A 14,043-nucleotide genomic window follows, 5' to 3' on the forward strand; every position below is an offset into this window, starting at 1 on the left:
CCATGGAAACGCCATGGCCGCTGAGTCCGAAGGAGGTGGGTTCCACATGCGTCACTACGAGGTGATGGTGATCCTCGACCCCGATCTCGAGGAGCGTGCTGTCTCCCCGCTGATCGAGAACTTCCTTGGTGTCGTCCGTACGGGCGGCGGCAAGGTCGAGAAGATCGACACCTGGGGCCGTCGTCGTCTCTCTTACGAGATCAAGAAGAAGCCCGAGGGCATCTACTCGGTCATCGACCTCAACGCCACACCCGAGGTCGTCAAGGAGCTCGACCGTCAGATGAACCTGAACGAGTCGGTCCTCCGGACCAAGGTCCTCCGCCCCGAAACCCACTGAGCCTGACGGCTCACGGCATTCGGGATACCGAGCAGCCAAGAAAAGCCGAGAGGTCACCCACCATGGCAGGCGAGACCGTCATCACGGTCGTCGGCAATCTCGTCGACGACCCCGAGCTGCGCTTCACCCCCTCCGGTGCGGCGGTCGCGAAGTTCCGTGTCGCGTCCACCCCCCGCACCTTCGACCGGCAGACCAACGAGTGGAAGGACGGCGAGAGCCTCTTCCTCACGTGCTCGGTCTGGCGGCAGGCGGCGGAGAACGTGGCGGAGTCCCTTCAGAAGGGCATGCGCGTGATCGTGCAGGGCCGGCTGAAGCAGCGGACGTACGACGACCGCGAGGGCGTCAAGCGGACGGTCTACGAGCTGGACGTCGACGAGGTCGGCGCCAGCCTGCGCAGCGCGACCGCCAAGATCACCCGGGCGAGCGGCGGCGGAGCCGGCGGCTCCCGCGGCGGTCAGGGCGGTTACGGCGGCGGCGGTCAGGGTGGAGGTGGCGGCAACTGGGGCGGTGGCTCCGGCGGCGGCCAGGGCGGCGCGCCCGCCGACGACCCCTGGGCGACCAGTGCTCCGGCCGGTGGCGGCCAGGGTGGTGGCGGCAACTGGGGCGGTGGCTCCGGTTCCGGCGGCGGCTACTCGGACGAGCCTCCCTTCTGAGGGCGGCGCACCACACTTCTTGATCACACTGGAGAGAGACAATGGCGAAGCCGCCTGCTCGCAAGCCGAAGAAGAAGGTTTGCGTGTTCTGCAAGGACAAGATCACGTACGTCGACTACAAGGACACGAACCTGCTGCGGAAGTTCATTTCCGACCGCGGCAAGATCCGTGCCCGCCGGGTCACCGGCAACTGCACCCAGCACCAGCGCGACGTCGCCACGGCCGTGAAGAACAGCCGTGAGATGGCGCTGCTGCCCTACACCTCGACCGCTCGCTAAGGAAGGGTGACTGAGCAATGGCGAAGATCATCCTCACCAATGAGGTCAGCGGCCTCGGCGCCGCAGGCGACGTCGTCGAGGTCAAGAGCGGCTACGCCCGCAACTACCTGATCCCCCGCGGTTTCGCGATCGCGTGGACCAAGGGTGGCGAGAAGGACGTCGAGCAGATCCGCCGTGCGCGCCGGATCCGCGAGATCGCGACCATCGAGCAGGCCAACGCCGTCAAGGCGCAGCTCGCCGGTGTCAAGGTCAAGCTGACGACCCGCGCCGGTGACGCCGGCCGTCTGTTCGGTTCGGTGACCCCGGCCGACATCGCCGCCGCCATCAAGGCCGCGGGCGGTCCGGACGTGGACAAGCGCCGTGTCGAGATCGGTTCGCCGATCAAGACGCTGGGCTCGCACAAGGTGTCGGTGCGTCTGCACCCCGAGGTCGAGGCCGGTCTCGACGTCGAGGTCGTCGCGAGCTGACACCCACCGCGTGAGCGAAGGGCCCGGAACCGCGTGGTTCCGGGCCCTTCGCCGTCCCTGCCGGCGGTCAGGCGCGGACCGCGCCGGTGACGGCCCACTTCCCGGAACGGGCGCGCAGTTGCAGGGTGACGAGCCGGGTCAGCATCATCAGGTCCATCGCCCACCACAGTGCGGTCAGGCCGCCGCCCAGCGCGGGCACGGCCAGCGCGACCGGGGCGAAGACCACCAGGGTGACGATCGTGGAACCGGCGAGGTAGGCGCCGTCCCCCGCGCCGATCAGCACCCCGTCCAGGACGAAGACCGCGCCGCTGACCGGCTGTGCCAGCGCCGCGACGAGCAGCACCGGGACGAGGGCGGAGTGCACCGACGGGTCGGAGGTGAACAGTGGCGCTATCAGCGGCCGGCCGACCGCCGTCAGCAGCCCGATCAGGACGCCGGCGGCGACGCCCCACTGGACCATGCGGCGGCAGGCGGCCCGGGCGGCCTCCGCGTCGCCGGCCTCGAGGTGCCGGCCGATGATCGCCTGCCCTGCGATGGCGAGGGCGTCCAGCGCGTAGGCGGCGAGGGTCCACAGGGCGAAGGTGATCTGATGGGCGGCTATCGAGACGTCCCCGAGGCGCGCGGCGACGGCTGTGGCGATCATGAGGACGGCGCGCAGGCTCACCGTGCGGATCAGCAGCGGTGTCCCGGCCTGGGCGCAGGCCCGGATCCCGGCCAGGTCGGGACGCAGGGAGGCGCCGTGCCGCCGGGCGCCGCGGACGACGACCGCGAGGTAGACGGCCGCCATGGCGTTCTGGGCGATCACGGTGCCCCAGGCGGAGCCGGCGATGCCGAAGCCGGCGCCGTAGACCAGCAGCACATTGAGCGCGGCGTTCGCGGCGAAGCCGCCGACGGCCACCTGGAGCGGGGTCCTGGTGTTCTGCAGGCCCCGCAGGACGCCGGTCGCGGCGAGGACGACGAGCATCGCGGGGATGCCGAGTGCGCTGATCCGCAGATAGGTGACGGCGTACGGGGCGGCGGTGCCGGACGCGCCGAAGAGGCCGGTGAGGGCGGGTGCGGCCGGAATGGTCACGGCGACGGCCGCGACGCTGATCAGCAGGGCGAGCCAGATGCCGTCCATGCCCTGACGGATCGCGGCGGGCAGGTCGCCCGCGCCGACCCGGCGGGCCACGGCGGCCGTGGTGGCGTAGGCGAGGAAGACGAAGACACCGACGACGGTGGTGAGGAGCGCGCCGGCCACACCGAGGCCGGCCAGTTGCGCGGTGCCGAGGTGGCCGACGATCGAGCTGTCGACGAGGAGGAAGAGCGGTTCGGCGACCAGGGCGCCGAAGGCGGGCAGGGCGAGGCCGAAGATCTCGCGGTCGTGGCGGCGGGCGGACTGCTGACGGGAGAACTCGGCGGTCTGAGGCACGCGGCCAGCGTAATCATCCACATGTAATAGCCGCAAGGTGGCTTCGTCCATTACCTGTCGCTGCACAGGGTGATCTGCTCCGCGTCGTTTGTCGCGATCTTGAGCCGAAGGGGGAAGTTTTTCTTGTCCACAGTGGGTGGATGAAGAAAGCCCAGGTCAGAGCCGTGATCATTGGGTGATTGTGTGCTTGTCCACGTCGCTGTCCCCCGGCCTGTACACAGCTTGGGCGGGCTTCTCCACAGGCGGAGCCGTTTCTTCAACAGGTCGTCCCCAGCCCCTGTGGATAACCGTCTTGGCTCCGGGCCCCGCAGACCCCTACGGTGGGGCGTCGCCCGACGCGCCACAGGCGTGCGCGGGCGTCTCGACTGCAAGACCTGAGAACTGTCAGAGCGATGGCGTAGGAAAGAAGCGCCGCGCTGCGCGAGCGGTGCGCGTCCACGGGAGGAGGTGGCAGGGGGGTGAGCCAGCCCGAACCCGCGGAGGACCACTGGGGAGGCGAGCCGCCCTTCCCGCCGGACGGCCCCGGCGACCGGCAGCCCGTCGCCCGCTTCCGCCGCAAGGACGACCGCGACCGCGATCACGACCGCGACGAGGACCGCGGGGGCGGCGGCTTCGAGCGCGTCCCCCCGCAGGACCTGGACGCCGAGATGTCGGTGCTGGGCGGCATGCTGCTGTCCAAGGACGCCATCGCCGACGTCGTCGAGGTCCTCAAGGGCGCCGACTTCTACCGTCCCGCGCACGAGACGGTCTACGCGGCGATCCTCGACCTGTACGCACGCGGCGAGCCCGCCGACCCCATCACGGTCGCCGCCGAGCTCACCAAGCGCGGCGAACTCACCCGCGTCGGCGGCTCCCCCTATCTGCACAGCCTCGTCAACGCGGTGCCCACCGCCGCCAACGCCGAGTACTACGCCGAGATCGTGCACGAACGCGCGGTCCTGCGGCGCCTGGTCGAGGCCGGCACCCGCATCACGCAGATGGGATACGCGGCCGACGGCGACGTCGACGAGATCGTCAACTCCGCCCAGGCCGAGATCTACGCCGTCACCGAGCAGCGCACCAGCGAGGACTACCTGCCGCTCTCCGAGATCATGGAGGGCGCCCTCGACGAGATCGAGGCCATCGGCTCCCGCAGCGGCCAGATGTCCGGCGTGCCCACGGGCTTCGCCGACCTGGACTCCCTCACCAACGGCCTGCACCCCGGCCAGATGATCGTCATCGCCGCCCGTCCCGCGATGGGCAAGTCCACGCTCGCGCTGGACTTCGCCCGCGCGTGCTCGGTCAGCAGCGGCATGCCCAGCGTGTTCTTCTCCCTCGAAATGGGCCGCAACGAGATCGCGATGCGCCTGCTGTCCGCCGAGGCCCGCGTGGCGCTGCACCACATGCGCTCCGGCAACATGACCGACGACGACTGGACCCGGCTCGCCCGCCGGATGCCGGACGTCTCCGCGGCCCCCCTCTACATCGATGACTCCCCGAACCTGTCGATGATGGAGATCCGCGCCAAGTGCCGCCGCCTGAAGCAGCGCAACGACCTGCGCCTGGTCGTCATCGACTATCTCCAGCTGATGCAGGCGGGCGGCTCGCGCCGTCCCGAGAGCCGCCAGCAGGAGGTCTCCGACATGTCCCGGAACCTCAAGCTCCTCGCCAAGGAGCTGGAAGTGCCGGTCATCGCGCTCTCCCAGCTGAACCGCGGCCCCGAACAGCGCACGGACAAGCGGCCGATGGTCAGCGACCTGCGCGAGTCGGGCTCCATCGAGCAGGACGCCGACATGGTGATCCTGCTGCACCGCGAGGACGCCTACGAGAAGGAGTCCCCCCGCGCCGGCGAGGCCGACCTGATCGTCGCCAAGCACCGCAACGGCCCCACGGCGACGATCACCGTCGCCTTCCAGGGGCACTACTCGCGCTTCGTGGACATGGCGCAGACCTGACGAGCGGCTTCTAGGGTCTCAGTCGATCTATGGAATCAGCACCCGCCGGACTGAAAATCTGAGGAAACTCGGCGGATTGTCGGTGGCCGCCGTGGTGTGCGGTCGGCTGTGTTCTCAAAGGTCTTGTCTGGCTGGATCCTGGGTATGGCCGGCGCCTCAGAGTGTGGTGCTCGCGGGGAGGGGCGGGATGGAGCCGTTGGGGGTCGGGGATCCAGCCAGTGTGGGCGGGTTCGTGCTGCGGGGCCGTCTGGGTGCGGGCGGTATGGGGCGAGTGTTTTTGGGCCGCTCGCTGGCTGGGCGGGCGGTGGCGGTGAAGGTGGTGCATCCGCACTACGCGCAGCAGCCCGAGTTCAGGATCCGTTTCCGGCAGGAGGTCACTGCCGCGCGGGCGGTCAGCGGTGCGTTCACGGCGCCCGTAGTGGCGGCCGGCCCGGATGACGATCCGCCGTGGCTGGCGACTGTCTACGTGCCAGGTCCGAGCCTGTCCGAGGCGGTCGTGGCCAATGGTCCGCTGCCCGAGGCATCGTTGTGGCCATTGATGGCCGGGCTGGTGGAAGCGCTTCACGCGATCCACTCGGCCGCCATAGTGCATCGGGACCTGAAGCCCTCGAACGTCCTCCTGGCTGCGGACGGCCCGCGGGTAATCGACTTTGGTATTGCCCGGGCGATCGATGGCACGGCGTTGACCGCCACAGGAACGGTGATCGGCACGGCCGGCTTCATGTCGCCGGAGCAAGCCGTGGGCGGACAGGCGGGCCCGGCCACCGATGTGTTCTCCCTCGGGGCGGTGGTCACCTTCGCCGCCAACGGAACCGGGCCGTTCGGCGAGGGACCGAGCGCTGCGCTGCTCTACCGCATCGTCCACGCTGCGCCCGTACTCGACGGCGTGCCCAGTCCGCTGCGCGACCTGATAGCCGCCTGCCTGATCAAGGATCCTGTCAAGCGGCCCACCCTGACCGAGCTTGCCACAGCAATCGCAGAGCGGTGGACCCCTCCGGAGGAGTTCTCGGGGGCCGTGTCGTGGCCAACCGCGGTAACCAGCCTGATCCAAAACAAGCAGACGCCAGTACCGAAGCTACCCGCCGCGGCCCTACAGCTCGGCGATGGGGCCACACATCCGCCGACCGCACGGGACATCGCTACTTCCTCATCAACCCTCCTCGCGTTCCGGAAGGAATCCAGGGAGCGCTTCCGTCAGGCCCAGCGGATCGGCGATGCCGGCGATGCGAGGCAGGCAGCCCGGCTTATGGCCGACCTGGCTGCGGAGCGACAACGCGTAGAGGGCCCGGACCACGAGGGCACACTGCTTTGCCGCTCCGAGCATGCCCATTTCGTCGGGGAGGCCGGCGACCTGGCAGAGGCGCTGCGTCTAACGGCCGACCTCGCCATCGACAGCGCGCAGGCGTTAGGGCCGGACCACCCCGGCACCCTGAGACGCCGCGCCCATCACGCCCGCCTCGTTGGCGATGCCGGAGATCCTGCGCAGGCGGCGCAGCTCCTGGCCGACCTATTCGCCGACCGGGCTCGGGTGCAGGGTCCGGACCACAAGGACACGCTGGAGTGCCGCTCCTTGCAGGCGCATTTCGTTGGGGCAGCCGGTGATCCGACGCGGGCGGCGATCCTCGTATCCGATCTCGCCAATGACTGCGCTCGGGTGCTGGGGCCGGACAACCGCAACACCCTGAACTGCCGCGCCCATCACGCCCGCCTCGTTGGCGATGCCGGAGATCCGGCACAGGGAGCGCAGCTCATGGCCGACGTGGCCACAGACAGTAAGCGGACATTCGGACCGGACACCCGCGACACCCTTAACTTCCGTCGCCATCACGCCCGCCTCGTCCGGGATGCCGGAGATCCGGCAGAGGCAGCGCAGCTCATCGCCGATGCTGCTGCTGACACAGTCCGGGTGCTCGGGCGGGATCACACTGACACGCTGGAGTGCCTCGAGTGGCACGCTCGGCTCATGGGAGAAGCCGGAGATCCAGTCGAGGCTGTCCGGCTGATGACCGGGGTGGCGGCCGAGTGCGCACGAGTGCTGGGCCCGGATCACCGCGTGACCCGTAGCAGTCGCAGCCACCTCACTTATTGGCAGGAGCGGGCGGCACTGCACTGAAATACGGTGCTCGAAGGCCACCCGGGTCCTGAGCCGTGTCGGGTGAGCCAGTCCAGGGGTAAGCGCAGCGGGCCGGCTACCTGGCTTCTATCGCTGGAAACCGGGTGGTATACGCTCCAGCTTCCGAGCATCCGTTCGGCTACCGGCGGCTCCGCGAGCTGCGAGATTGCCGCGATCGAGTCAAAGGATCACCACGCCGTGTCCCGGCACATACGCTTCGTCTCTGCTTTCGTCGGTTCCGCCTGCCTGGCAGCTGTTGCCCTCGGCTCTCCGGCCGCTGCGGACACCGCTGCCAACCTCACCCAGGTCAGCATCGACACCCTCGCCTCGGGCCATGACTCCTCCGGCACGGTCACTCCGGGCCAGACCGTCACCGGCACCGCTGATGTCACGTTCACCGTGCACGCCGATCCGGACTACGAGCCCTACGCCGCCGTCGTGAGTATCACCGGGCACACCAACGCGCAGGGGACCGGTGAGGTCAGCCAGCGGATCGATCTGGCAGCCGGCGACTGCCTGCCGTCGTGCACCCTCCATGCGGCTGTGGACACGGCCGCGACGAAGAAGTTCGGCGGCACCGACACGATCGCTGCACCACTCGTTGAGGACGGCGCCAACGAGATCCGCGTCGAGGTTTTCACCGCGCGGCCCGAGATCAGAACCGCCACAGCGGACGTCACCGTCGACAACGACCGTCCGATCGTGACCCTGCCCGACGTCCCCGGCGAGGACGCTTGGACCTCCTTCAAGCCGGTCGGTCTCACCGCCGATCAGCGCCTGAACCTGCGGGCCGTCGCGACGGACACCGGAGGCGGCGTCTCCCGCGTCGAATACTTCTCCAACCACCCGGTCTGGCCGGCAGCATCCGACCTGGCCGGCCCGGACAGCGACGGAATGTGGACCGGCACCGTCGACACCAGCAAGGTTCAGTCGGCGCTCTGGCCCTCCTCCGCGTACGTCGTCGCCTTCGACAACCAGGGCCGTGCCGGCAGTCCCGTGCGGGCCACTACGCTCGTCGACCACGGCTTCACCGTGACGACCGCGGTCAAGGCAGTGATCCGGAACGTGCCGGACACGGCCTTCCTGACCTACAAGTACCCGCGCGAGCTCGACCAGCCCTGGCCGCGCAACCTCAACTACGCCTACCCGGTCAGCACCCGGGTGACGCTGGACGGCGCGCTCCTGGCCACAACCCGGGTGTCCGATTTCGTCCTGGTCGGCTACCAGAACTACTTCTACGCCCGGCTCGGCGACAAGCCCCTCCCATACGGCAAGCACACCCTGACCTTCGACGTCACCGACAACCGCGGCGCTCACGGCACGACCAACGTGCCGATCAACGTCGTCTCCGGCATCGACCCGACCTGGACCGCCGGCCTCGACAACTTCTCCGTGGCCGGCAAGCCCTGGAAGTTCGCCGCCAACACCCACGCCGCCGACAAGGTCAGCCACGCGCAGAACTGGACCCTGACTGTCGACGGCAAGACCATCAGCACCGGCACCTACCCGGCCCAGCCCTCGGGAACGTGGACCGCAGGAACGCCCGGCATGCACGAGGTGTCCCTGACGATGGTTTCGCAGTTCGGGGACTCCTCGGTCAGCACCCAGCCGATACGGGTCCTGGCAGCCACGGCCACAAAGCTGACCGGGCCTGCCCTGACCACGTACGGCGCCAAGCAGAACCTCACGGCAACGGTCACCCAGACCGGATCCAAGCCGGCCACAGGCGCTCAGATCTCCCTGCAGTTCCGTCCCGCGGACAGCATCACCTGGACCACCGTCGCGAAGGCCACCGCGGACAGCAAGGGCACCGCCCACTTCACCACCACCGCCAAGCGCAACGGCACCTGGCGCGCGGTCACCGCAGCCAAGAACCTCGCTTGGGCCTCCTCGACCAGCAGTACCGTCACCGGCCATGTCAAGGCCACCTTGTCCATGAAGAGCCCTGCCACGAAGGCCCACCACGGCAAGGCCGTCGCCTGCACCGCAGTCTCCTCGCCCTATGCGGCCGGAACGTGGATCCAGTACCAGATCCGCAAGAGCAACGGCACCTGGACCACCCTCACCACCGCCAAGCTCGCCACCAACGGCACCGCCGCAGGCAAGCTGACCTTCGCCCACACCGGCACGTACACGCTGCGTGCCTACCGTCCGGCAACCGTTACCCTGGCGGCCTCATCCTCCGCAGCGTGGACCGTTCGCGTCAGCTGACAGGCGACCGCACCGATTAGAACAACGCTTCAGCAGGGTAGGGGGCCAGGTCAGGAAAGTGACCTGGCCCTCCGCACGTCCACGGCCCGCAGGGCCAGCTCCTCCAACGGCAGTGGTCCGGCATCGACAACGGACCCACCCCCGCAGCCACCCGGCATACCGCCTAATCGATGCCACTGCCGTTCGGGCCGTGCTGCACTGATCAGTCGCAACATCTGCGACATCTGCGAAGCCTGGTGTGTCTACTCGGAGTAGACAAGGACAGGATGTGTGGGGTCAGCCTCGCATCCGAGGAGCCACAGCAGTCCGTTGCGGGCGGGCCAGATGTCGACCGGACGGTTGTCGTCCCAGTCATCCGGGTCGCCCCAGCGAAAGCCGGGGGAATCCACTGGTTGCCACGGACCGAAGAGATCTTCTGAGGTCGCTCCCAGGAGCATGAATGTGCCAGCGCCACACTCGCAGTGTTTGGCAGGCGTGGGCCAGAAGCCGACGTAGGGTACCCAGCCGCCCAGTTTCCATCCGGGGACGCTGCAGTGGTCGGAGTAGTCCTGTTGGTCGAAGTTCTCACGCGGGCTGCCTGTGGCGGTCCAGAGGGCGCAGGCCAGCTCAAGGTGGGCTGGCAGGATGCCCAGCAGGGTTTCGGAGAAATTGCTCTCATGCGGTTCCTGGAGCGTGATGGGCGGATACTCCTGGACCAGTTCGGGGTGGACGACGCAGGCGCGGGGAACGAGGTTGTCCTCGCCTTCCTGTGTGAAGACATTGAGAGCAGGGTTGCTAGACCTGACATCCTCCAGGCGGCTTTGCTGTCGCCAGCGCAAGGTTGCCTTTGGGTCGTCGGTGTCCACGTGGGGGTTCGGGCACCACAGCACTTGGAGTACGTCGCTGCCGTTGGGAAACATCCACTCGGGCGCGCTCAGGAGGCTGACCGGCAGGTCGCGTCGGAAGAGTTGGAGGACCGAGGCCATGACGACACCCTCTGCCGGGCCCTCGGGACCGTCGCCGTAGTGCTTTTCATAGCAGAGCGGCCAGGGCTCGTGGACCGGCCACATCAGCGGTCCACCGACGGAGCTCTCATGCACCGTGGGTATGCCGCGTCGCGGATGCAGGCGCAGTGCTGTCCGTGCGTAGCCAGCCAGCTCCGGGTACTGATCCAGAAGCAACGTGCGCCGACCCGGCGTCGTATTCACCATCGTGCTGTCTCCAAAGGCCCTGCAGCCGCCGTGCTGCGCGCAGCCTAGCTCGACGACAGTTGGCCCTTGACGGCGAGCCGTCCGATCCAGCTCGCCTCAGACTGGAAAGGCATTCCTGGTCGGTCTGGGCCGTCGCCGATGCCTGGCATGCCTTGAAGGTGAGCGGTGTGCCGCCGCGCAGCGTGGGTTGGCCGGCCAACTAGGCAAGCCGCAGGCATCGCGCTCGCACGGCTTCACGGTCTTTGAAGTCGATACGGTCGCGGGTCGGCACCTCGCTGGGAATCAGGTTGGGCGGGCTCACCCCCCACAGTCGCCGGCCAGGTCTTCGCAGACAGCCCAGACCGTGTCCCCAGTTCGCCTGCCGCCTGAGTCCCCCAACACGACCCTGTCGCGGCGCGGGACACTCATGGGTGCGCGATCTGGGTTCGCCGGTAGTCCTCGTGCTCGGCGCTCAGCGTGGTGTACTCGGCCGACACGGGCCAGCCGCCTGATCTCAACCTCGCCCTCGCGAGGAAATGCCACGGATTTGAGACCGATCATGGGTGACAAGGCCGTGAGACAGCCAAGAACGCCCAGGTCACGCGAGATCAACATGACGCGAGTGGCGAGATCCTACAGCGGGTCCCCGCAGCATTGAGACAGCGGGAAGCTGCTCACCGCCTCGTCTCGTACCGCGTCAGGACCACGCCGCCGGGACACGTGCGCGTCTCCACCAGGTTCAGGTTCACCCAGTTGTCCAGCGCGGTGAAGAACGGCGTGCCGCCGCCCACCAGGACCGGATGGGTGGCGATCACGTACTCGTCGATCAGCCCGGCGCGCATGGCTGCCGCGGCAAGCGTCGCGCCGCCGATGGTCATGGGGTCGCCGTCCTCGGCCTTGAGCCGGGTGATCTCGGCGATCGCGTCGCCGGTGACCAGGCGGGTGTTCCAGTCGACCTTGTCGATCGTCGAGGAGAACACCACCTTCGGCGTGTCCCGCCAGTTCCGCGCGAACTCGATCTCCGCCGGGGTGGCGCCCGGCTGCTGGTCGCCGGTCGGCCAGTAGGAGCTCATCGCCTCCCACAGCTTGCGCCCGTACAGCGACAGACCACTGGCCTGCTCGTGGTCGAGCCACCACTGGAACAGCTCGTGGCTCGGCGGTCCGCTCCAGCCGATGTCGTCGCCGGGCGTGGCGACATAGCCGTCCAGTGTCAGGTTCATGCCGTAGATCAGTTTCCGCATGGGCCGGCCTTCCGTCCGTGGGTGTCCGGCGTACAGACCGGCGCGGCGCGGGAAACTCATCGGTGCGCGATCCGGGCTCGGGGCCCAGCGTGCTGCACTCGGCCGGCACGGGCAAGCCGCCTCGTCTCGGCCTCGCCCTCGCCAGGGGGTGGGGCTACTCGGTGTGGACGAGGACGGGGTGAGTGGGGTCGGCCTAACAGCTCATCAGCCACAGGCGGCCGTTGCGTCCGGGCCAGATGCCGGCGGGTTCGTTGTCGCAGTCCCCGTCCTCCGGGTCGCCCCAGCGAAAGCCGTCGTATTCACCATCGCCCCCTCCAAAAGCCGTGAAGCCGCACTCTTGGGCGCAGCCCAGGCTCGACGGCGACCGGCTTGCTCAGGGGCGTAACCGGCCCTGGAGTTAAGGAGCGTTGAACAGTTTGTTCCGGCTGTTCTCGAATGATGTGCAATGTCGCTAGGTTCCCCGCGTGAAGATCCTCAAGTGCCACGTTCCGGCCACTGTGGCGCTCTTCGGCGCCCTGGTGGGGTGTGCGGTGGCACCCGCGTACGACTCGGAACCCGTGGGAGCGCCGGCGGTGCGTGCCGCCTCGGCTCCTCCTTCGCCGCGGCCCACGCCGTCGGCCTCGACGCAGCCGACGCAGCCGACGCGGATCAAGCCGACGCCACCGCAGTCGCCCCGGCCGACGCACGCCGCGGGCTCGCAAGGTGCCGGATCGACGCCGGCGCACGTGGCCGTGCCACCGGCCGCCCGTCCGTGCCGCTCGGCGGATCTGGAGGCCACGGCCGAACAGCCCTGGCGGCCCCTCGGCAGTGAGCCAGGTGACACATTCATGAGCATCGTGCTGAGCAACATCTCCGGCGGTACCTGCTCGCTGCAGGGGTGGGCAGGGCTGTCGGTGTTCGGCGACGACATGCCGGTCGCGTGCAACGGCGATCATGATCCTGGCTGCGGCAAGGGGCGGAACACGACGGAACCCAGAACGATGGACGTCACCCGTGTTCCGGGGCTCACGGCGGACCTCGTGGTGCTCGCGGCCGGGGAGCGGACCTCGTACAGCCTGCTCTGGTCGGAATGGCGGAGCGCCGGGTGCGACGCGACGGCCGTTTGGAACCCGCCGTACGGTGCCCGGATCCGGATTCCCGGCGACTCCCGGCCGCTCACCGTCGCCCCGTTGCCCCAGATGCACGTGTGCGGGGGACGCGTGCGGCTGGCGCCGATCGGTGCGCTCTTTCCGTCCTACGGCGGGACTGCCGGGGGCACGGGCTGAGCCCGCACGGCGGGGCGGCCGGTGGCGTCAGCCCAGGGCCACCATGAGCGGGGTGTGGCGGCGGGTGTCGTCGCCGGGGAGGGCGCGGTCGCCCAGCACCATCAGGGTGTTGGGGAAGACGGGCAGGACGCCGTGCTCGGCGGCCCAGGCGGGCAGGGTGTGGCGCAGGGGGTCCTCGGTGCGCAGGTCGAGCCGGACGGGGCCGCCGCCGTCGCGGGCGATCGCGGTGACGAGCCGCCGGGCGCCGGCCGTGGTGTCCGCGACGACCGGGCCCACGACGAGGGTGCCGTCGTTGCGCCAGGCGGAGGCCCAGCCGGTCAGCCTGCCGTCCTCCTCGGTCACCAGGGTGCGTTCCGCGAACCGGGGGAGGTCCCGCAGCAGGGGCGAGCGGTCGGCGCCGAACACCTCGGCGTCCAGGGCGAGAAGGGCCGGCAGGTCGGCCTCCGTGACGGGGCGCGGGCGGGCTGGGTGGTCCGGGTGGTCCGGGTGGTGCGGTGCGGCGGCAGCCGGCGGACGGAAGGTGCCGCGGTGGGTGACGACGGTGCCGACGGCGCGGAAGCCGAGCTTCTCGTACAGGGGGCGGCCGCGGTCCGTGGCGTGCAGGGTGACGGTGTCGTCGCCCGCCTCGCCGAGGACGTGCGTCATGATGCGGCGGCCGAGGCCGCGGCCCTCGTGGCGGGCGGCGACGAGCACCATGCTGACGGCGGCCAGCCCGCCCGCGTAGCGGGTGAGGACGGTGGTGGCGGCCAGGCCCCGGCCGTCGGGGGCGTCGATGCCCCAGCCGGTGCCGTGGGTGAGCAGGAAGTGCCACTTGTGCTCCTCGGCGCCCCCGCCGCGGCTGACGGCGAGCTCCGAGCAGGCGGCGAGGTCGGCGGGGCCGAGGCGGCGGACCGGCAGGGTGGCGGGCAGGGGCGGCAGGGGTGCTGTCATACGGGCAGCGTGGCCGGGCGCAGGGGCACGGCGG

Annotated in this window: 12 protein-coding genes; 8 read left to right on the forward strand and 4 right to left on the reverse strand. The window is 69.4% G+C overall.

Features of this window, described 5'->3' with window-relative positions; translation table 11 throughout:
• Positions 1–46: 46 nt before the first annotated feature.
• The 4 genes from rpsF (at position 47) to rplI (ending at position 1,735) form a co-directional block, all read left to right on the forward strand.
• Positions 47–337: a 30S ribosomal protein S6 gene (rpsF, locus tag ACIP64_RS35470; protein WP_319663375.1), complete on the forward strand. Its 291-nt coding sequence runs from the start codon at positions 47–49 to the stop codon at positions 335–337.
• A 62-nt stretch (positions 338–399) separates the two neighbouring features.
• Positions 400–990 (forward strand): single-stranded DNA-binding protein, encoded by a 591-nt coding sequence (locus tag ACIP64_RS35475; protein WP_360904448.1) that lies wholly within the window; start codon positions 400–402, stop codon positions 988–990.
• Positions 991–1,031: 41 nt separating this feature from the next.
• Positions 1,032–1,268, forward strand: a complete 237-nt coding sequence (rpsR, locus tag ACIP64_RS35480; RefSeq protein ID WP_026250812.1) for a 30S ribosomal protein S18 — start codon at positions 1,032–1,034, stop codon at positions 1,266–1,268.
• A 17-nt stretch (positions 1,269–1,285) separates the two neighbouring features.
• Positions 1,286–1,735: a 50S ribosomal protein L9 gene (rplI, locus tag ACIP64_RS35485; RefSeq protein ID WP_360904444.1), complete on the forward strand. Its 450-nt coding sequence runs from the start codon at positions 1,286–1,288 to the stop codon at positions 1,733–1,735.
• Between the two features lie 67 nt (positions 1,736–1,802).
• Here the strand turns inward: rplI and ACIP64_RS35490 are convergent, their stop codons facing one another.
• Complete coding sequence (locus ACIP64_RS35490; RefSeq protein WP_401595264.1) at positions 1,803–3,146, reverse strand: MATE family efflux transporter; 1,344 nt, start codon at positions 3,144–3,146, stop codon at positions 1,803–1,805.
• Between the two features lie 458 nt (positions 3,147–3,604).
• On the opposite strand from ACIP64_RS35490, the gene dnaB reads away from it, so the two are divergent.
• The 3 genes from dnaB (at position 3,605) to ACIP64_RS35505 (ending at position 9,404) form a co-directional block, all read left to right on the forward strand.
• The gene (dnaB, locus tag ACIP64_RS35495) at positions 3,605–5,080 is read left to right on the forward strand and encodes a replicative DNA helicase (protein ID WP_401595267.1); all 1,476 of its coding nucleotides are present in this window, start codon (positions 3,605–3,607) and stop codon (positions 5,078–5,080) included.
• 220 nt (positions 5,081–5,300) lie between these two features.
• Positions 5,301–7,193 carry a protein kinase gene (locus ACIP64_RS35500; RefSeq protein ID WP_401595269.1) on the forward strand — a complete coding sequence of 631 codons (1,893 nt, stop codon included), beginning with the start codon at positions 5,301–5,303 and terminating at the stop codon, positions 7,191–7,193.
• Positions 7,194–7,391: 198 nt separating this feature from the next.
• The gene (locus ACIP64_RS35505) at positions 7,392–9,404 is read left to right on the forward strand and encodes a hypothetical protein (RefSeq protein ID WP_401595271.1); all 2,013 of its coding nucleotides are present in this window, start codon (positions 7,392–7,394) and stop codon (positions 9,402–9,404) included.
• 242 nt (positions 9,405–9,646) lie between these two features.
• Here ACIP64_RS35505 and ACIP64_RS35510 read toward each other — a convergent pair whose 3' ends face one another.
• The gene (locus ACIP64_RS35510) at positions 9,647–10,594 is read right to left on the reverse strand and encodes a hypothetical protein (protein ID WP_401595273.1); all 948 of its coding nucleotides are present in this window, start codon (positions 10,592–10,594) and stop codon (positions 9,647–9,649) included.
• Positions 10,595–11,247: 653 nt separating this feature from the next.
• The gene (locus tag ACIP64_RS35515) at positions 11,248–11,814 is read right to left on the reverse strand and encodes a dihydrofolate reductase family protein (protein WP_401595275.1); all 567 of its coding nucleotides are present in this window, start codon (positions 11,812–11,814) and stop codon (positions 11,248–11,250) included.
• 731 nt (positions 11,815–12,545) lie between these two features.
• On the opposite strand from ACIP64_RS35515, the gene ACIP64_RS35520 reads away from it, so the two are divergent.
• A complete protein-coding gene (locus ACIP64_RS35520) occupies positions 12,546–13,079 on the forward strand; it encodes a DUF4232 domain-containing protein (protein ID WP_401595426.1) in 534 nt (177 codons plus the stop codon).
• Between the two features lie 27 nt (positions 13,080–13,106).
• Here the strand turns inward: ACIP64_RS35520 and ACIP64_RS35525 are convergent, their stop codons facing one another.
• The gene (locus ACIP64_RS35525) at positions 13,107–14,009 is read right to left on the reverse strand and encodes a GNAT family N-acetyltransferase (protein WP_401595278.1); all 903 of its coding nucleotides are present in this window, start codon (positions 14,007–14,009) and stop codon (positions 13,107–13,109) included.
• Positions 14,010–14,043 lie beyond the last annotated feature (34 nt).

This window comes from Streptomyces sp. NPDC088733, assembly GCF_044751185.1.
Classification (GTDB): domain Bacteria; phylum Actinomycetota; class Actinomycetes; order Streptomycetales; family Streptomycetaceae; genus Actinacidiphila.